This is a genomic window from Vreelandella sp. 21 (assembly GCF_050995515.1).
Lineage (GTDB): Bacteria > Pseudomonadota > Gammaproteobacteria > Pseudomonadales > Halomonadaceae > Vreelandella > Vreelandella alkaliphila.
Map to the genome: position 1 here is coordinate 2,543,112 of NZ_CP194673.1, position 18,797 is coordinate 2,561,908.

Genomic DNA, 18,797 nt, shown 5'->3' on the forward strand with positions numbered 1-18,797 from the left:
GGGCCACTGCCAGAGTGCACCCGACGTCACCCCATCTTCAGTAGCACCCGGGTTTAGAGTCTGACGTTACTTTATCGTGTTTTAAAACCAGTTGCTCGGCATAGGCGGAAGGCGTTAATCCTCCCAGTCCTTTCTTCGGTCTTTCCTCGTTGTATTCCCGTCGCCACGCCTCGATGATGACTCTCGCGTGATGCAGGCTGGTGAACCAGTGCTCATTTAGACATTCGTCTCTAAAACGCCCGTTGAACGATTCGATGTAGGCGTTTTGATTGGGCTTTCCAGGTTCGATTAAAAACAAGGCAACACCACGTTGATGAGCCCACGTCAGCATGGCGCGTCCGCAGAACTCCTTCCCATAGTACTTGCTGAATAAGCAGGTTGGAGCCAGTCATCTGTACCAAAATCTCTGATGCCCATCATTGATTTTAGGAAATATACAAATGGCTGACAACGTGAAAAATAGTGCTGGAAAGGTATTGATCGCCATCGACATTGCCAAAATGTCCCATGTTACGGTCATTTTATGGCCGTCAGGCCGTACGAAAGTGTTTAAGTTTCCTAACACGTTAGTGGGTTATCGGAGCCTCATTAATGCAGCAGAAGTGCCTGCCGAAGATGTTCTGGTGGCTTTTGAGCCAACGGCTGACTTTCATCGCAATATTGCCTATTGGTTAAGGTCTCAAGGTGCCTTGTGCCATATGGTGTCGTCTTTAGCCTGCGCCAGAGCGCGTGAAATGTTGTTTAAAAGCTGGGATAAGAACGACAAGAAAGACGCGCGGGTCATCATGTACTTGATGCAGCAGCGCATGATGCATCCATTCTACGATCCGTTAGCAAATGAAATGTTAGATATTCAGGAGCTTGCGAATACGTATTATCAAATTTCACTCGCTAGATCCCGCTGTCAACATAGCCTATTCAATCATTACCTCGCTCTCTTTTTTCCGGAAATGGAGCGGTTTTTTAACAGCACCCGTGCCGTGTGGTTTTGCCGTTTCTTACTCAAATTCCCCACCCCTCTAAGCATCACGCGCCATAAGAAAACGACCTTCGTGCGACGTGCCGGGGCGCTCACCACTTTTTTCTCAGCGCCTCGCGAGTGACCTCCATCTCCAATAGCGACTCCGCGAGCAGCTTTTTCAGGCGTCCATTTTCGGCTTCAAGCTCTTTCAGTCGCTTGGCATCGGGGACACTCATGCCGCCAAACTTGCTGCGCCAAAGGTAATAACTTGCTTCCGAGAAACCGTGCCGACGACATAGCTCCTTGATGGGGAGTCCCGCCTCCGCTTCGCCCAAGAAGCCAATGATCTGTTCTTCGCTGAAACGCTTCTTCATGTCCAGTCTCCTTAGCATAGGATCGGACTCTAAAGTGTAGCGCTACTCAATCTGGGGGTGACGTCGAATCTACACTCACAGAAGACACAATTTCTCACAGGTCATCAACCTCTATTTGATGGTAAGGAGAAGTCTAGGCCCAGTGCTTTTTCTAGTCTCTCCTCAGGTAAAGCGGTAGAAAAATTAAAGTCTAAGACATTAGCAGGTGATGAACCTAAAGACTTACCCTCTACTTCAGCAATCATCTGATAGTCTTCTGAATAAGCCTCTCGCAAACGTGCTTCTGTTGCAGAAGTTAATATCTGTTTAAGTGTAGGTAACGCTTTACTCTCAGCATATTTCTTGCGGAAGTAGACAGCTGGGCAATCAGAGTCTGCCCAAGGGAGTGGCAAACTACCCTTGGTGGTACTATTGGAAGGTTCTTTGAACAACTGGTTACATAATTCGACAGGCAGCAGATCCAGCATCTCTTTATAGACATTATCCATCCGGATTACCTTGTTGTAAGTAATCGGTAAGAGGTGCCACACTTGTGGGTAAAGATGCCCATCAACCTCTTCCCAGCGCTCGGTTTCGAGCAGTAACACATATTCTTGTACAAATTCGTCAAACGTCAGCAATGCGGGATCGCGCCCCACCACCTTTTCAAGCCGTCTCAACAAGTCTTCAGCACCGTCCTGCTGAATAATCTTATTCTTATAGGTTGAGAAAACCCTATCAATTGGGTCCCTATAGACGAACAACTTGGTAGCAAAGCGCTGGTTAACTTCCCCCGGTACCAATCCTTCCACTCGCGCATGCTGCATCATGCAACCAATAGAAGGGATATCACCTGGGCAAGCACCAGGATACAAAACTTGAAATAGCTTCTTGAATGAGGTTGAGGCATTCTTTCGAATATATGTATAAAAAAAAGACACTTCATCATTATTCTCGAATAAAAAATCAGGTGAAAATTGATCTTTTATTGGATAGGATTTTTTATGTTTATATATCACAATAATATTTCTCCACGCTTTATCAAAGTGGACTTTTGTAGTGGCACAGTGAAATTTGTATCATTAAGCCGCTATCGCGCTGGCCGCTTGATGGAATCGCTTGGTTTAGTTAGCCGCCAAGTTCATGGGCACACCTACAAGAAAACAGGTGATGAGCATGTTGAGATATCGAACCACTTAGAGCATCAGTTTAACGTTGTAGCGCCCAATCGAGCTGTGTGGCGATGTCACGTATATCTGGACTAGTCATCGATGGGCTTATCTAGCCGTTGTTATGGACTTATTTGCTAGAAAACCAATTTGCTGGGCACTGTGGTTGTCGCCGGATAATGAGCTTACCAGTAGTGCATTAAAGATGGCCTATGAAATCCGGTTATTTTCCACAGCGACCAAGGCGGCCATTATACGAGCCGTAGGTTTCGTCAGACGCTCTGGAAATACCAGATAAAACAAAGTTCAAGCCGAGGTGGAAACTGCTGGGATAACGCGCCAATGGAACGGCTCTTCAGGAGTTTAAAGGTTGAGTGGGTGCCGACGTATGGCTATTGCTCCTTCTTACAGGGCCAACATCATATCGCGAACTATTTAATCGGGTATTACAGCCAGCTTAGACCTCGCCAGCATAACGACGGGATGAGTCGGAATCAGGTAGAAGAAAAGTACTGGATTAACTATAAACCGGTGGCCAGTTTCACTTGACCACTACATTTGAATTGAAAGAGCAGACTGCAACCTGAGTTTATCTACACAGCTTTTCCAGTTCGCTACCTAGCTCCACCCACTAGGAATACAAAATCTAATCCGGCGGCACTCACTGCCTGATAATCATACTTGCTTTCCCCAGGCACAGCGCCAGCTACTGGATATTACTATTTCCCGAGTTCACGGGCCAAAATTTAGTTCTTAGTAATAGGGCTGCCTAAGATACCGACATTTAACCACTCGGCGATACCGCGGCTTGCGAACACATCGCACAGCTCGGCCTGATCGCCGCCAGAGACGATCAACCAGCGAGCATCGTGGGCCTGTTGCCACAGCGCTTCGAGTCTCAAAGCTACCTCATGGCTTAGCAGCCCTTACCGCACATAACCAGCATAAGCCTTCAGCAGCGCCTGACGTGGATCCACCATTACATTGGGCAATATCAAAAAACATCTTTTTCGTGCACACTGGCTGAATAAAACCCTTGGCCGCAGAAACTAATTGTAGAACATCGGTGATTTTCAACGCATCCCCCATATCATACGTCGGAACGCACTCCACTATCCAAGTGAGCCGCACCCAGGACATGAGCCCAAGAAGCAATGCCTGGATCTTGGAGAGCGCTCCTTTTAGCATTTCCCGTGAAGTACACCCGTAGCTAAACGGAGCTCGACGCCATTGATTTCGAGCTGAATATGCGTCCACGAAAACGCTTTAATTTTAAATATCCAATTGAACTGATGAGCGGACTGATGGCCAAACATCACGAAAGCCCAAAAATATGACGCTCATATCTGCATCCACTAGGTACTACTCTCAGAGTCTACTCCGCTCTTTTTGGATAATTCTCGCTCTGGAATATCAAATAACTCTGGCCGATTTAAGAAATACGCAAAGCTCCTCGCATTAAACAAAGTAGCTTCATCAATAGAATCAAAGAACTTTTCCTTATCCAAAACAAGCTTCCATCGAGATTCCAACTTCTCTTGACTTGGTGTGTAATTTTTCTTGTCATCAAAAAACGTATTCCCTCCTCCTCCAAACAGTGAAAGCTCTTTATTAACATCAGAATTTAAAATATTAAGCTTCTTTGCAAGACCCGCCCTATAATTGTCTTCGAAAGAGAACTCATTAAAACTAGGAAGAACTAATTTCGCACCGTCACTATTAAAACCATCATCGCCACTCTTTAAATATAGACTAACAAGCCCTCCCCAGCACTTTTTAAATTCATCTAGCGCTTTAACAGGCGCTTCTTCTTTCTTATACCTTTCAAACCAACTAAAAAGACTAGCATAAGAATTGAAAAAATCTCTTAAAAAGACTATTCTGAATTGATCCCCAAAATGCTTCCTAAACTGTTTTTCTTGAAAAAAACACCTACAGCAATTTTCATAGTCTACGTTCTCGTAACTTAATATCAAATGTTCAACATCTGGGCCAATGGTATGTAAAGCTTCACTTAGCAAGCCCGGTTTATTTTTCTCCAAGCCTGGCAGATTAAAATCTGACTCAATTACAGCATATCTAATCTCACCATCATATATTTTGCAATTATTAAAATATACCCAATTACCACTCAACCCCGAACAAAGCCATTCAATAAATGCATGATGGCCGCTTCTTTTAGTCGCGTAAATGCTGTAAATCGACATATAACACCTATATTAATTATCAAAAAGAGTTAAGCTATTTTTTCAACTATTAATTCGTTTACACATAAAACACTATCCGATGCCCAGTTCTTAACAAAAACTGAGTCAATTTTACATTTATCTGGTAAGTAAAAATCGACATGCCCTCTAGCAGCACCCGAAGTTACTGCTATGTATCGATACCAACCAACATCTTTATTAGGCGATAGCTGCATACCAACAATATCATCTATGTTCATAGCCTCTTTGAAGCATAAAACAACAGCTTTACTATTCGAAAGCGTGCTTTCATATAAACTAATATCATAAAATATCCTATAACTACCTCCTTGGCTTATACCTAGCCCCCCAAATTCAAATTCATGCTCATATCTGTGCTCAAACGTTACGAAATTAGCAACTTCTATTTTACCATTCGAAAACCTTAGATAATCTTTTAAAATTGTTGGAAAAGAATCGATACAACTAATATCTTTAACTGACCTGTAAGAAAGAAACTTTTTATCAATCTCAGCCTTTCCACTTGAACTACTCTCTTGATGGTTAGAATCCTGCAGAAAATGATGAGTCCAAACAAATGATGGCTTTCTACAATCGACGATTACGGGCCTATGAATATCAGTTTCAACGTGACTAACTGCTTTTGGTAGCCATAGCCTCAAAGAGGATGAATCGTACCTCCCAATATTTGCTAAACCGATCGCTATCATAGGTTTTTTTATTGACCTAAAATCATCAAACGAGCCACTTGTATATTTGGCAGCTACTCCGCAACCGAATGATACAGACATCCCTACAAAAGGAAAATCTGTATAATTAGAAAGCTGATCGATGAAATCCTTACTTAACAAATCATCGTCATCCACCCTAAATAAAGCAACTGGGCAATCTACTGCTCTCTCCCTAGCTAACTGTTCTTCCATCACCTCCATAAACTCAATTGATTTAGAAACTTTGTGTAAGCATAAAAAATTATATTTCTCTCCACAATCAAACAATATTTTCTTCCATTTATCCGGCATTTTATCAGAGTAAAGAACTATATGTTTATAGTCATATTTTTTCGAATATTCTTCATATACTGGAAGAGCATAATTAACAAATATATCAAACCTTGGAGAAAGTCTTTCGTCAGAATAGAGGTGGTCTAAATACTCTGATTCTTGAGCAGCGGTTATTTTCCATGCCGAACTACCAGGTGAAAAAACACTAAATCTAGTTACACCAAAAAAAAATGCGTTATTATTCATTTCAAACTCCAATACAGTATTTATAACTCTAAAAAAAGATCTGCAATTTTTTTAGCAAAACAATCGACACTATAACTTTCCATTAAATGCGACCTTCCTGCTATATTCAACATATTCAGATCACTTCTACCACTCTCAATATCAAGAATAGCTTTAATTATCTCATCATTATTTTTGGAAATAAATTCGCTAGGCCAAACATATTCACAGCCAGGCCAATATTGAATTAGAGAAACACCTCCACCTGCAAAACCATCAGCTATAGCAAGATGAAAGCTTTCCGGGCCAGGAAAATCCAGATCGGGGTCGCTGACCGATAGCACGTAGCCTACTTTCTGTTTTGCCAACTCTTTCTTTATATCTACATGACCTACAAAATCTACAGAGTCTTGCAATCCGTTTTCTTCGATGTAGGTCTGGCAGTCAGAAAAGTAAGCCATCTCCGTTGGGTTCTTTGCAACCCAAGCCAAATCTTCAGCTCGCTTGCCGAACACTTTTAAATTGAAGCGTTCATCATGATTTTTGAGTTCCTTTAGAATTTCTAGCGCTTTTTTGTAGCCCTTGCGAGAAGGCAAGACACCAATAATTCCTAGCGTGAAAAGCCGCTCAGGATACCAGGTAGTGTCATAGTCGTCTACCCGCACATAGTTGTGCATTAGGCGTGCTTTATGACGCGGAATATTGGGGTATTTCTCCAGCAGCCTTTCAAAGAAGTAGGTCGACACGGCAACAACAGCGTCAACTTTTTCAATATCCATGTTGGAGCCATGATTTCGAGCCAGCTCCATACGGTGCATCCTTACAACTAGCCTCTGATGTGGCTTTTTATTTTTTGCGTACCACTCTGCATTGCCTAATAGCCACTCACACCAAATATACTCAGCCCATTTCAGACATTCTCGACTTTGCTGTTCATCATGAATAGCGTGGCCTTGCCATTTATCAAACTTAATATCAAAGTACTCACTTAGTTCAGGCACGGCATCTTCAATGAACTTGAGATCATGTCCGGCAATAAGCAACCTTGGTTTGGTCAGCTTTGAAAAGGTGGCATACTCACTGGACTTAATCGACAACAAAATTTCATCTATCCGCTTAGAGTATTTAAAATTTTTGAGTATGGCCCAATGATTATTTACAAAAACAGAAAATCTGTCAAACGTTTCTACGTCCACATCACCTCTATTCTTAAAAATTAGAGATTCAATAGACACCCTCAACCCAACGCTAAGGCGAACTTGGATATAATTGATACCTAGTGGCTCAAGCAGCTGCTGCGCTGTCGACCATACCTCAATGTGATCCGATAGTTCACGCCGACCATAACGTTGAGTACTGGCGGGTGTCATTGAGGGTATTTTGAAATATATGAACGTTGGGGATGCCAAGTACTCGATTACTTGCGCATATGCAAACAATGTTGCTAGAAATACAGTGTCCTCTCCCATACGCAGATGTTCAGGCCAACGAATACTGTTCTTTCTTAATAAATCAGTTTTAACAAAACTTGTTACGACAGTACTTTGCTTCTTGATGATGAGTTCAATTCGTTCTCTCTTTGTCATCACACTGTGCCATGAATCCATCTGATTCATGCGTTTACTTTGCTTACCATTTTCTACTAATAACTCCGAGCGTATTAAACAAGCATTTGTTTCTTCCGCTAGCTGAGTCAGCTCATTAAGAGCATTTGGTAGTATCTCGTCATCACAGTCTAGGAAATAAATATATTTACCACGAGCTTCCTCAACACCCTTGTTACGTGGCCTCGAAGGTGATCCGCTATTTTTCTCTAGCTGAAAAAATTCCCAGTTTTCAACTTGAGCGCATATTTTTTTTATTAGTTTATCCGTGCCATCAGTTGAGCAGTCGTCAATAAAAAGTGCCTCGTACTGATTTGGATCGAAGTTTAGCCTCTCAAGCGACGCCATACAGCGCCCAATTTTATCAACGGCGTTAAAGCAGGGAATAACAAATGATACAAGCATGACATCACACCCAATATGCGGTAAAGAATTGCTTTTTCGTTTGGTAATTCAACCAATCTGTAAATTGGCTAGTGCTTCCCATTACAACCACATCAGCACTAACTAGCGCCTTTTTATACCTCTTACTAGGTCGCTGCTCTAGCGCAACTAAGTGTTCTGTCATGTACTGCAGATGAAGAGCACCTTCCTTGATCCGCCCAGCATCAGCGTTCATGTCAGGACATAGTGCCACAAAGTGTGAAGTCTCCACTGGGCTGTAACGATCAACCATTGCATACTTCTCAGCATGCAGCGCCGAAGTCACGGAAACCCCATACCGATTAAACTCTTGGTAGAACTTGGCGACGTCTAGTGGGTCCATACTTATATCGGCCACCAGTAGCAGTCTGGAACCTGGAAACTGCATGCCATACTGCTGATACCATGAAATTGCAGATAAGGCTTCTTTTCTGTCCTTGACGATATAAGTGAAGGTCAGTGCTGTATCATTTTCTACGAATGGCAGGCCAATAGTTTTCAGGATGCTGCGCCAACGCTGCTTATAAGTATGCTTTTCCAGCACCTCATGCAGGGCCTTGTGACGTATACTATCTACCTCATCAGAAGTAAGGAACTTCAGCCTCTCCGGTTCACGATCAGGGAACACAACCAAGTCCCCAAACATCTCATCGACACCCTTAGAGTAATTTGAAACGACCAACGTGTTGCTCGACATGAGTTCAAAGACACGTCTAGCAAACATGGTAGGGGATGCAGTTACAGTATTGAAATTCAGGCCGAATTTGCTGGACTTATAAACCCCAGGCATTTCATGATGAGGCTTGGACGGGTGCAAGAACTTTCTGTATCTTTCTGGCCAACTATGGAGTGGATCGTCGTCACCGTAAAATCGATCATAGAGGTCTAGTTTAAATCCATCCTCTACCAATCCGTCTAAAATCGACTCCATGACCTTGCTTCTATTCTCATGATTAGCATACCAGCTGCCCGCAAACACAGCGTGGTCACTACGAACACCCTCTTCCACTGGATTAAAAAGCCGAGGATTTGTTGCGAAAGGCAGTGCAAAAACATTCTTTATCCCATGCACTATTTTGTAGCTCTCAACGCACTCACCTGCTGTTGTAAACACATAGTCAAAATACTTTGCCGTATCCACGAAATTATGAACAAGGTCATTATGGTGCGTCGGGTCTTCTTTATTCCAAAAAACGGTTGGAATGCCTGCCTTTTTACAATAATCAAGGATTTCTAAAAGTTCTTTTCTGTTTTCACTTTTAAAGTTTTCACTTGTATAAACTCTTCCTTTCCAAGGCCGCCTTACTGAATCGACACCAGACCATGCTGATTCACAAAAAAACACATCGGGATTATTTTCTTGGAAAATATCCAACCAGTTTCCCGGCTCTATCGGAAGCGCCTCAAACTCCTGGCAAAAACTATTGTAAGTAAATTCATCAGCAATAATTGCCACTTTGAAATCGGATGGCTTTTTAGGGCTATCATTTAGATTACTATCAGAAGATGGGCTAAATTTAATAGCTTTGGCCTCTAGATCAGAAATCTCAATTTTGGTATTACCTTTGCAGTGAAAGAGTACGGCTCCAAGCCTTATGTAGTTCACGTTGTTTGAAACTTCCAAGTAAGCTATTTGAGCCTTTTTCCCTTTTGTATCTTGGAGATACATAAAGCTACCACCAAACACCTCCGACTGCGATAGGGTTATTTCATCTGCTGAAATTTTCTTGTTGTCTTTGTCAAAGAGCTCAACCAGAAGCACACCGGCCTTATCACCACCATTCTTGATACTGATGTTACCCAGAATACGAATGACATTATCGCCATTTAGATCAAACCGCTGCCAGACGACCTCTCGTGTCAACTTGATGGGTGGCTTCTGGTCAGGCTGGACTTGATCTTTGGCTTCGAACTCAGCAGATGTTTTCTTGACAGGCTTGGCAGCAACAGCCTTGGCTGGGACTGCTTTTTTTGCTTGAGGTTTAAATTCTGTCTCAACCATCGACTTCTGGTCTAAAGCCCCCTCCCCCTTCAACACCTTTACCATTGCCTCGATATGAGCGGAGAAAAGAAGCTCGGCATTCGGTTTAGGCGCAGGTAACTTCAGTGACCCCTGAAGGACTGTGACCAAGCTTGTCGTACTGCCCGCCTCAAAGCTTACCACACCGTCGTACTTGTCGGCATATTCGGCCAGGGGGAGCACATCGGAGACAACCAGCCGCTTGCAGTAGGCCAGGGCCTCGGCGGCCTTCATAGGCGGCACGAGCTGGCACACCGCCAGGGGCTTGCGGGGAATCACTACGACATCCAGCAGTGCATAGTAGTCGGCGACCTGCTCATGGGGCACCCGCCCGACCTGAATCAGCCAAGGGAGAGTTTCCATCGGCCCGGTATCGGCTAGGTGAGCAGCTGAAGCTCCGCTATGTTTTTTCAGAGTCAAGGGCTGGTTGTCACCTACCAGCAGCAGCTTGAGTTTTTCATCTTTTCGCACCATTTTGGTGCATGATTCCAGAAGCACATCTAACCCTTCATAGGCATTAAAACTGCCTACATAGCCGACGACTTTCTCATTTTCCGCAATACCTAATTTTTTCTTAAGTGCGGGGTTGGCTAACTTGATGTTCGGTAGTTGGCTTACTCCATTTGGCACTAGCATTATATCGTCAGCGTTCACACCTCGCTTAACCAACTCTTCTTTCATTGGCTGGTTAAGTGTAAACACCTTTTGTGCCTGCTTTGCTACGAAAGCATCGCGCTCGGCTTCTTTTTTGAAATCACTGGTATTTTCGTACCCAGGCTCACGAGCAGCTCTTGAAAGCTCCCAAAAGCCACGTACTTCGTTATAAAATGGCAAGCCCAGGCGTTTAGCGGCAATCCATGCGGGCAGGCCTGAAGCGTGATTAGATGCTGCCAACACAGCACTTGGGCGATATATTGTAAATAAGAGAATGTATTTTTCTACGCTTTCCTTTAACCATTCTTTATCTCCCTCTAGACTTTTGTCATTTTGCCAGCGGGTATGAATATAGCGCACACCTTCGATTGTACATTCCGGCACTACAGAGCTTGCTGCGTTTAACTCCCATGGCCTGCCAGGACGCACAAAACATAGCGTTTCAAACCCATGCTGATTAAGCGCTTTAGCAATTCCTTGGGTTCTTATGGCATAACCATTACTGGCGTAGGTTTGCGCGTGGCTTACTACGTAGGCAATTCTTCCTTGTATAGGTGCACTAACGGGATAGGCTAGTTGTTTTGCTAGTGTAGTGGCGTATGAGAGCAGCTCGTCCATGGGTGTCCGTTGATGAATAGTAAGTGGTAAGACGTGTGGAATGAATGATTAAAGATAGGTTGTGATTAATTCACTTGCGAGGCGTGAGGGAAGTATCACGCAATTCATTACTTTCCCCTCACGCTTTATTACTTCACTCTTTAACCCTTTAACCAAGCAGACCAACTGCATCGATAACGCTCTCTTTAGCGCGAACGCCTTCAGAATTAGCGATAAACGGCTTGTGCTTAACAAGTACACAGACCACGTCTGCTTGGGTAAGTGCTTCTTCCAGCGTGGCCAGCGTTGTGTTCTCACCTTGCAGCGTTTTGGGCAGTGATTTGATATTGGGTTCTACCACCTGCAGGCGGCAGCCCAGTTGCTGTACTTGCTGCGCAATGCCCAGTGCGGGGCTTTCACGGAGGTCATCGATATCTGGCTTGAAGGCAACGCCCAGGCAAGCCACGGTTAAATCACTACGCGTGGCACTCGGATTCTGCTGGTGGTAATAATCTAGTGCTTCTTTGACGCGGCTTAACACCCACTGGGGTTTATCATCGTTAACTTCACGAGCCACACGAATAATTTTCGCTTGTTCCGGGCAGGAATCGACAATGAACCAGGGGTCTACCGCGATACAGTGGCCACCAACACCTGCACCCGGTGTGAGAATATTGACGCGTGGGTGACGATTGGCCAGGGCGATCAGTTCCCAAACATTGATGTCTAGTTCATGACAGATGGTGGAAAGCTCATTGGCGAAGGCAATATTCACATCACGGAAGCTGTTTTCAGTCAGCTTAGCCATTTCAGCGGTACGGGCAGTGGTGGTCACACAATCGCCTTCTACGACGATTTTGTAGAGTTGGCTGGCTACCTCGGCGCACTTAGGTGTCATGCCGCCAATCACACGGTCATTTTCTACTAGCTCACGGATAACATGACCAGGCAATACGCGTTCGGGGCAGTGGGCAATACGAATATCCGACGCTTCACCGTGCGTTTGCGGGAACGTTAGGTCTGGGCGAGCTTCCGCTAACCAGGCGGCCATCTGCTCAGTAGCACCCACCGGGCTTGTAGATTCCAGTACCACCAGGTTACCGGGCTTAAGCACTTTAGCAACAGCTTTGCTGGCAGCTTCGATATAGCTTAAATCTGCCTTGTGGTTCTGGCCATTTTCATCAGTATGAAACGGCGTAGGCACGGCAACTAGAAAGGCATCGGCAGGTTCTGGCGTGGTGGTCGCACGCAGGTAACCTTCTTTTACTGCCGCGTGAACAATCATGTCCAGTTCAGGTTCAACAATATGGATTTCGCCATTGTTGATGGTATCAACGGCATGTTGGTTTACATCCACACCAATAACATTTTGACGACGAGAAGCGAAAACAGCAGCAGTAGGTAGGCCAATGTAGCCCAAGCCGATCATGGAGATAGTATCGAATTGCATGTTTCATTCCTTGATAAAATTTATTAGCCACGGACCCTCACGGACGACACGGACAAAACCATAAATACTTTTTAGCTTTTAAGTTTTTAGGTTTTTAGGTTTTTAGGTTTTTAGGTTTTTAGGTTTTTAGGTTTTTAGGTTTTTAGGTTTTTAGGTTGCTTTTGACCTTGTCCGTGTTTTCCGTGAATGTCCGTGGCAAAATCTGTGGCAAAAAATTTGTCAGCTTATGAGCTTGCTAGCACGTCGCGGATGCGTTCGCAGGCTTTGCCGTCACCATAAGGGTTGTGGGCATAACTCATAGCGGTGTAGGCTTCGTTATCGGTTAACAGCCGAGTTAGCTCGCTGGTAATAGTCGCCACATCGGTGCCCACCAGTTTAACAGTGCCTGCTTCAACGGCTTCGGGGCGCTCGGTAGTGTCACGCATAACCAATACGGGCTTGCCTAGCGAAGGTGCTTCTTCCTGAATGCCACCAGAATCCGTGAGGATAATGTGGGCGCGGTTCATTAAGTACACAAACGGCAGATAGTCCTGCGGCTCAATCAGATGAACGTTATCCACTCTGGCCAACAGGCGGTTAACCGGCTCGCGGACGTTGGGGTTGAGGTGTACCGGGTAAAGAATCTGGGTATCCGGATGGCGCTCGGCGGTATCGGCTAGAGCTTGGCAGATACGTTCAAACCCGCCGCCAAAGCTCTCGCGGCGGTGGCCAGTCACTAGAATCAGGCGCTTGCTTTCATCCAGCATGGGGAACCGCTTGGCCTGTTCAGCAGCCAGCGCCTGATTAGTTTCAAGCTTATGAGCCACTTCAAGCAGCGCATCAATCACGGTATTGCCGGTTACATGAATGGTGGCTGGGTCAGTGCCTTCATTCAGTAAGTTTTGCTGCGAGGTAGCCGTAGGAGCAAAATGAACTGCCGCCAGCACCCCAGTAAGCTTACGGTTACCCTCTTCCGGCCAAGGTGAGTATAGGTTGCCGGTACGAAGGCCTGCTTCAACATGCCCTACGGGAATCTGCTGGTAGTAACACGCCAGGATGGTGGCAAATGTAGTGGCGGTGTCGCCATGCACAAGAACGATATCAGGTTTAAAGTCTTCTAGTACCGATTTAAGCCCTTGGAGAATGCCGCAGGTAACGTCATTGAGATCCTGCCCCGGCTTCATAATGTCCAGGTCATAGTCTGGAGTAAGTTCGAATAATGCGAGCACCTGATCCAGCATTTCACGATGCTGAGCAGTGACACATACACGGGCTTCAAAACGCTCATCCATGGCTAGCTGCAATGCAAGCGGTGCCATCTTAATGGCTTCTGGGCGTGTACCGAATACAGTGAGTACTTTCATTCCCTGCCTTCTATTCAATTATCGATCCAATGACGGCCTAAGTGCCTCGCCTTAATAGCTCTGCGGCGTATTGCTTGGGCGTACTAGCTTGCCACTCTCCTACTTGCAACCTTTAGCCAGCGTCTTGCAGTCGGTATTCCAGTTCTTGGCAGCGTCGGTAGTAGTGTTCCAGCAGTTCCTGGGTTTCAGCCAGTTGCTGAGCAACGGGAATGGCATCAACGCTTTTAGGTACGCTTCTGGGCGCGACTCTTGGAGTACCCATCACTGCGTGGCCAGACTTCTGTAATCGCTGTTCACAAATATTAATATTAACATCAAACAGGTGTTGACCGTATTGATAGGCCGCCTGTTGATAGAGGGTTATGGCGTGTTGGTAATCGCCTTGATTGAAGGCGCTGTGCGCGCGTTTAACGAGGTCTTTTTCCATGGTGTTGGCTCGTGGGTTTGTGTGGTTTGAAGAGCAAGGCGTGAGGGGCACAAGCCTTGCTCTTACCTGTCTATTACTTCCGACTAACCTTCTAGTTTGAGGCTGTGGGCATTAGGCAGGTTTAGCCATTGGGCTGGGCGTTGGCGGGTTTCAAGCAGGGTATCCCAACGGGTGGTTAGCTCACTTTCCTGCGGGTAGTTATTACCTTCCAAAACGACATCTAGCCGCTGCGTGGGTAGTTGTTTCAGTAGTAGCGGCAAGGCCACTTCTCGACTGTGGCCTGCTTCAGGTAGCGTTTCTCCTACTATAACGAGTACTCGGGCATCTTCTGGCAACCATTGATTAAGACGCTGTAACGTGCTTTCTGCTGAGTAAAACAGTGCTGTTTGGTCGTTGGCCTGGCACTCACCCCACGGGGCGTAAACCAGATTCACCGCATGGCTAAGACGCTTGTTATTTAAGCGCTCCTTCAGCTCATCGCTGACCGTTTTCTGATGCTGAATGCTCACAATGGTTTGTGGTAAGTCATCATGAGAAAGTGTGACCTCATTATGAGTCTCTTGACGCTGACCGTTTTGCCTCATTAGCCGTGGTTGCTCTACCCGCGCATTGACAATGCTCTGGGCAAGTAACTCAGTCGTGTGCGTACTACCGAAGATCACCACCACATCATGATGGTGGGTATCATAGTGTTCTAGCAGCGCCATAGCGTAACCGGGTGCAAGCTGGGTACTCACTGGGCGCTGCCCGTGTTGCAGATAGTGTGTCAGCGCCTGCTCATCACGCTGCTGGCGAGCACTTCGGGTAACGTGCTGACCAAGCGCGCTGGTCGTTTGTTGAATGTAGCTGCGCTGTTCGCCAAACAGCGATTCCAACTTGCTTTCTAACTGCCCAAAGCGTTCGTTACTTTGCTTTAACATAGCTAGCTGTTCGTTGAGCTGGCTGACCATGGCGTCTTTTTCAGTTAGCTGCTGTTGGGCTTCCGCTAGCTTAGCCTCAGCTTCTTCATGCTGTTTTTTGCGATTGGCAAAGTAACGCTGGTAATTCTCACGCTCTTCTTCACTAAGGGTTAATTTTTCTTGAAGGCTTTCCACCTGAGCTTGCTGCGTTTTTAGCTTCGCTTGCAGTGCCTTAATTTGCTCAGCGCCCTCTTCTGCTTGTTGCTTGCGAGTAATAAACCAAGCGTGGGTTTCTTCCAGTTTTTTCTGTACTTTTTGCCCGGCTTGCTCAGTATTTTGTAACTGCTGTTCTACTTCTTCATATTTCTGTGTTGCATCTTTAAGCTTTTGTTCGCTTTCCTGGCGCTCTTTTTGATGCTGCTGACTAGCCTTAGCCGCTTGGTTTAGCTGCTTTTTAAGCGTATCGCGCTCTTCAGTTAATTGGCTTAATTGAGTGTCACGCTCGGCTAGCTGGGCATTTTTTTCTTTCAGCTGAGTCGCCTTTTCCCCCAGCTGATGCTGAGCTTTCTCGGTGCTTTGGTTAAGGTTTTGCTCGGCTTCCAAAAGTTTTTTCTTGAGCGCAACAAGCTCCGCGTTTAGCTGTTCAAGCTTGGCATCACGCTCGTTTAGCTCTGCACCTTTTTCTTCCAGCTGCTGTTGGGTTTTCTCGGCGCTTTGCTTACTGCTTTGCTTGGTTTCAGAGAGCATTTTTTTCAGCGCATCGTGCTCTTCTTTAAGCTGCTTAAGCTGATTATCACGCTCGCTCAACTGGGCATCTTTTTCTTTCAGCTGAGTAGCGCTATCGTCCAACTGCTGCTGGGCTTTCTCAGCGCGTTGCTTGCTGTTTTGTGTAGTTTCAGCAAGCTCTTTTTCTAGTGTGTCTCGTGCTGCACTTAGCTGGCTAAGTTGAGCTTCATGTTCGGCCAACTTGGCCTCGGTGTCTTTTAGCTTGTTATAGAGTGGGTTGCGTGCAAACCCAAGAAGGAAAAAGTCAGGATCTTCAGCATCCTGAGTAACCTCTTCAAAGCCCTGCTGCTCGCACCACTGCGATAACTCAATACTGGTTGCCATCCCTTCGTAAAGGCGCAGCGGGCTGGTACGCACCCACAGATGGGTTAACTGATCAAGCAAGCCTGAATGGTTAAATGCTTGCAGTAGGCTTAGCGCAATTTCCGGCTGTTCGATAATCAAATGGGTGAGCGTTGCTTGGCCTAAGCCAGCCTGTTTTAGCGCTTGCGGTAACGTTTGAGTATCTACTGATTGCTGACGAGCCTTGCCAAGCCCTGGATAGAGGCTAGTTAGCTCGCCAGCGGGAGCCAGGCTAGTAAATTCTTGTAGCGAATAGGCATAGCACACCGCTTCTCCACCAGGCGGCGTTACTGGCTGTTCCGCAAGGTATAAACCAGGCAAGGCTTTCACTAATGTCTGCTGCCGCTCAGGCATTGGGTAAAGCGGTGCCCATAATGTGACGTGGTTCACATGTTTTAGCAGTGCTTCGCTCTCTTCACGAAGCGGGCCAATATGTACTAGCAGGTCAACTTTCTGGCTCATTATTTAGTCCCTTTAGCCATTTTTTGCGGTGCCGGCAATTGGTATTGGGGAGGATGAATCTCACGCTCTTCATTTTTCCCATAGCGAAGATAATGCAGCAGTGGATGCTGACCAGAGGCGGCGACATCTTCATAGTGAGTAAGATAAAACTCTGTATTAAACAGTGGCCCTGGGTAGCGGCCATCAATGGCACCAAACTTGAGGAAATGCTCGGCAGGCTTCATAGTGGACTTAGCTACGTCTGGATATTGCGCACAGTACCAGTCAGCATCGAAGAGCGGGCTAGCTTCCAGCACAGCTACCTGTTTAGGTAGTGCCTTCTTGTAGCTGCGGCTTTCGCGATATGCCGCTGAGGCATGGCGTTGGGCATGGACTCGTAGCCACTGCACTAAGCGCTCCAGCCGATGTATACGCTGTTCACTGGTAGTGCGCAGTACATTAAACTCCTGCTGGCTTGTTAACAATTGCTCGTATTGTATTTGTTTTTTCATGTAAAGCGTTTCATACGCCTGCTGCACCTGCTGTAGAGTATTCAGCAACTGCGTATTTCCATTTTGTGCTGCAGCCAGAACTTGCAGGTTAGCCTTTTTCTCTTTGCGCTGAGTGTCTAAAGTCTGCTTGAGAGCTTCGTTTTCTTTCTTCAGCGATTGAGTATTTCGCTGAGTAACGTCTTGCTCTTTGCGCTGAGTTTCAAATGCCTGCTTGAGAGCTGCGTGTTCTTTTTTCAGCGCCTGATTGTACTGCTGGGTAACTGCCTGCTCTTTGCGCTGAGTTTCAAATGCTTGCTTGAGAGCTTCGTTTTCTTTTTTCAGCACCTGATTATATCGCTGGGTAGCGTCATTCTCTTCACGCTGAGTTTCAAGTGTTTGCTTGAGAGCTGCGTGTTCTTTTTTCAGTGCTTGATTGTGTTGTTGAGTAACGCCTTGCTCTTTGCGCTGAGTTTCAAATGCTTGCTTGAGAGCTTCGTTTTCTTTTTTCAGTGCTTGAAACTGTTGCTCTAGCTCTTGCAAGCGCTGTGCATCCTGCTTGGATAGTTCGCGCTGTACTTGAAGCTCATTTGTTCGTTCAGCCACAACCTGCTGAGTGCTTTGAAGCTGTTGTAGCAATAGAGCGTGCTCATCACGGGCACTGCTCAGCTCACCTTTCAGGCGAGCAATATGCTGTTGTTGACGTTCCTGGGCGGCGTCTGCCTCTTGTAGCGCACGCCCAGTGCGTTGGCCTTTTTCACTTTCTGTTTGCCGGGCGTGATATTCACTCAGTGCTGCTTGAGTTACCTGCGTCTCACAACTTTCTTCAATCGGGCACTCTTGGCTGCTGGCTACCAAATAAGCGTGGGTATCTTTTAATGCTTGAGATTGACTGCTTATATAGGCTGCTGCTAGCTGATAAATCGCATTATCACAGCGGTCTAATAGTGGTGCCTTAACCACCTTTAACTCACAGCCAGGCAGGTAACCCGCCAACGTTACTTGACGGCGAGCTGAGCGAAAAAGTGCCAGTAAGCGCTTGGCTTGTGCTAGCCAATCATTTAGCGCTTCCTCACCTGCTACCCCATTTGCCAAGCTAGCCGCCAGCCAGGCATCAGGCTGCGGCCAAGCGATGATACACTCGCTCGCTGTGTCTTTCTTTAACCAGTTTTTAAGTAACGCTAACGCTTCTTCACTAAACGTATCAATCACCAGCAATTGATTTTCAGCGGTACCTGCTTCACCTGTATTGGGCTGCCACTTCGCGATGTCGCTTAACGTTATTTCAGTCGCGTTTTGCTCGCGCACGGCGGCACCTGATTCGGCCTTGAATTTATCTATTCCTACGTACACGACTAAGGACATGGTCAGAGCAGCTCCATTCTCATCTTTTTCAATCATTAA

General features: G+C 45.9%; 11 protein-coding genes and 5 pseudogenes. 3 read left to right on the forward strand and 13 right to left on the reverse strand.

Annotated elements, in window-relative coordinates; all coding sequences use genetic code 11:
* Positions 1-37 precede the first annotated feature (37 nt).
* Positions 38-355, reverse strand: a pseudogene (locus tag ACN06F_RS11875) (integrase core domain-containing protein); the annotation flags it as partial.
* Positions 356-440: 85 nt separating this feature from the next.
* On the opposite strand from ACN06F_RS11875, the pseudogene ACN06F_RS11880 reads away from it, so the two are divergent.
* Positions 441-1,064, forward strand: a pseudogene (locus ACN06F_RS11880) (IS110 family transposase); the annotation flags it as partial.
* Here ACN06F_RS11880 and ACN06F_RS11885 read toward each other — a convergent pair.
* Positions 1,046-1,335, reverse strand: a pseudogene (locus ACN06F_RS11885) (transposase); the annotation flags it as partial. The pseudogenes ACN06F_RS11880 and ACN06F_RS11885 overlap by 19 nt on opposite strands.
* A gap of 104 nt (positions 1,336-1,439) precedes the next feature.
* Positions 1,440-2,333 carry a sulfotransferase family 2 domain-containing protein gene (locus ACN06F_RS11890; protein ID WP_433923968.1) on the reverse strand — a complete coding sequence of 298 codons (894 nt, stop codon included), beginning with the start codon at positions 2,331-2,333 and terminating at the stop codon, positions 1,440-1,442.
* A 45-nt stretch (positions 2,334-2,378) separates the two neighbouring features.
* Between ACN06F_RS11890 and ACN06F_RS11895 the strand changes: the two are divergent.
* Positions 2,379-3,032: pseudogene (locus tag ACN06F_RS11895) on the forward strand (IS3 family transposase); the annotation flags it as partial.
* A gap of 197 nt (positions 3,033-3,229) precedes the next feature.
* Here the strand turns inward: ACN06F_RS11895 and ACN06F_RS11900 are convergent.
* Positions 3,230-3,385 (reverse strand): hypothetical protein, encoded by a 156-nt coding sequence (locus ACN06F_RS11900; protein ID WP_433923969.1) that lies wholly within the window; start codon positions 3,383-3,385, stop codon positions 3,230-3,232.
* A 315-nt stretch (positions 3,386-3,700) separates the two neighbouring features.
* Here ACN06F_RS11900 and ACN06F_RS11905 point away from each other — a divergent pair.
* Positions 3,701-3,820, forward strand: a pseudogene (locus tag ACN06F_RS11905) (IS30 family transposase); the annotation flags it as partial.
* Positions 3,821-3,838: 18 nt separating this feature from the next.
* On the opposite strand, the gene ACN06F_RS11910 reads toward ACN06F_RS11905, so the two are convergent.
* From ACN06F_RS11910 to ACN06F_RS11950, 9 genes are all read right to left on the reverse strand, one after another.
* Positions 3,839-4,690, reverse strand: coding sequence for a hypothetical protein (locus tag ACN06F_RS11910; RefSeq protein WP_433923970.1), 852 nt, complete (start codon positions 4,688-4,690; stop codon positions 3,839-3,841).
* Positions 4,691-4,719: 29 nt separating this feature from the next.
* On the reverse strand, positions 4,720-5,940 hold the full coding sequence (locus ACN06F_RS11915) for a glycosyltransferase (RefSeq protein ID WP_433923971.1): 1,221 nt from the start codon (positions 5,938-5,940) through the stop codon (positions 4,720-4,722).
* Between the two features lie 20 nt (positions 5,941-5,960).
* Positions 5,961-7,928, reverse strand: coding sequence for a glycosyltransferase (locus ACN06F_RS11920; RefSeq protein WP_433923972.1), 1,968 nt, complete (start codon positions 7,926-7,928; stop codon positions 5,961-5,963).
* A 4-nt stretch (positions 7,929-7,932) separates the two neighbouring features.
* Positions 7,933-11,238, reverse strand: coding sequence for a glycosyltransferase family protein (locus ACN06F_RS11925; RefSeq protein WP_433923973.1), 3,306 nt, complete (start codon positions 11,236-11,238; stop codon positions 7,933-7,935).
* Between the two features lie 148 nt (positions 11,239-11,386).
* On the reverse strand, positions 11,387-12,667 hold the full coding sequence (wecC, locus tag ACN06F_RS11930) for a UDP-N-acetyl-D-mannosamine dehydrogenase (protein WP_433923974.1): 1,281 nt from the start codon (positions 12,665-12,667) through the stop codon (positions 11,387-11,389).
* A 224-nt stretch (positions 12,668-12,891) separates the two neighbouring features.
* The gene (gene wecB, locus ACN06F_RS11935; RefSeq protein ID WP_433923975.1) at positions 12,892-14,010 is read right to left on the reverse strand and encodes a non-hydrolyzing UDP-N-acetylglucosamine 2-epimerase; all 1,119 of its coding nucleotides are present in this window, start codon (positions 14,008-14,010) and stop codon (positions 12,892-12,894) included.
* 112 nt (positions 14,011-14,122) lie between these two features.
* Positions 14,123-14,437 carry a hypothetical protein gene (locus ACN06F_RS11940; RefSeq protein ID WP_433923976.1) on the reverse strand — a complete coding sequence of 105 codons (315 nt, stop codon included), beginning with the start codon at positions 14,435-14,437 and terminating at the stop codon, positions 14,123-14,125.
* Between the two features lie 83 nt (positions 14,438-14,520).
* On the reverse strand, positions 14,521-16,926 hold the full coding sequence (locus ACN06F_RS11945; RefSeq protein ID WP_433923977.1) for a hypothetical protein: 2,406 nt from the start codon (positions 16,924-16,926) through the stop codon (positions 14,521-14,523).
* Positions 16,926-18,758 (reverse strand): hypothetical protein, encoded by a 1,833-nt coding sequence (locus ACN06F_RS11950; RefSeq protein WP_433923978.1) that lies wholly within the window; start codon positions 18,756-18,758, stop codon positions 16,926-16,928. The genes ACN06F_RS11945 and ACN06F_RS11950 overlap by 1 nt, the downstream gene beginning before the upstream one ends.
* Between the last annotated feature and the right edge of the window lie 39 nt (positions 18,759-18,797).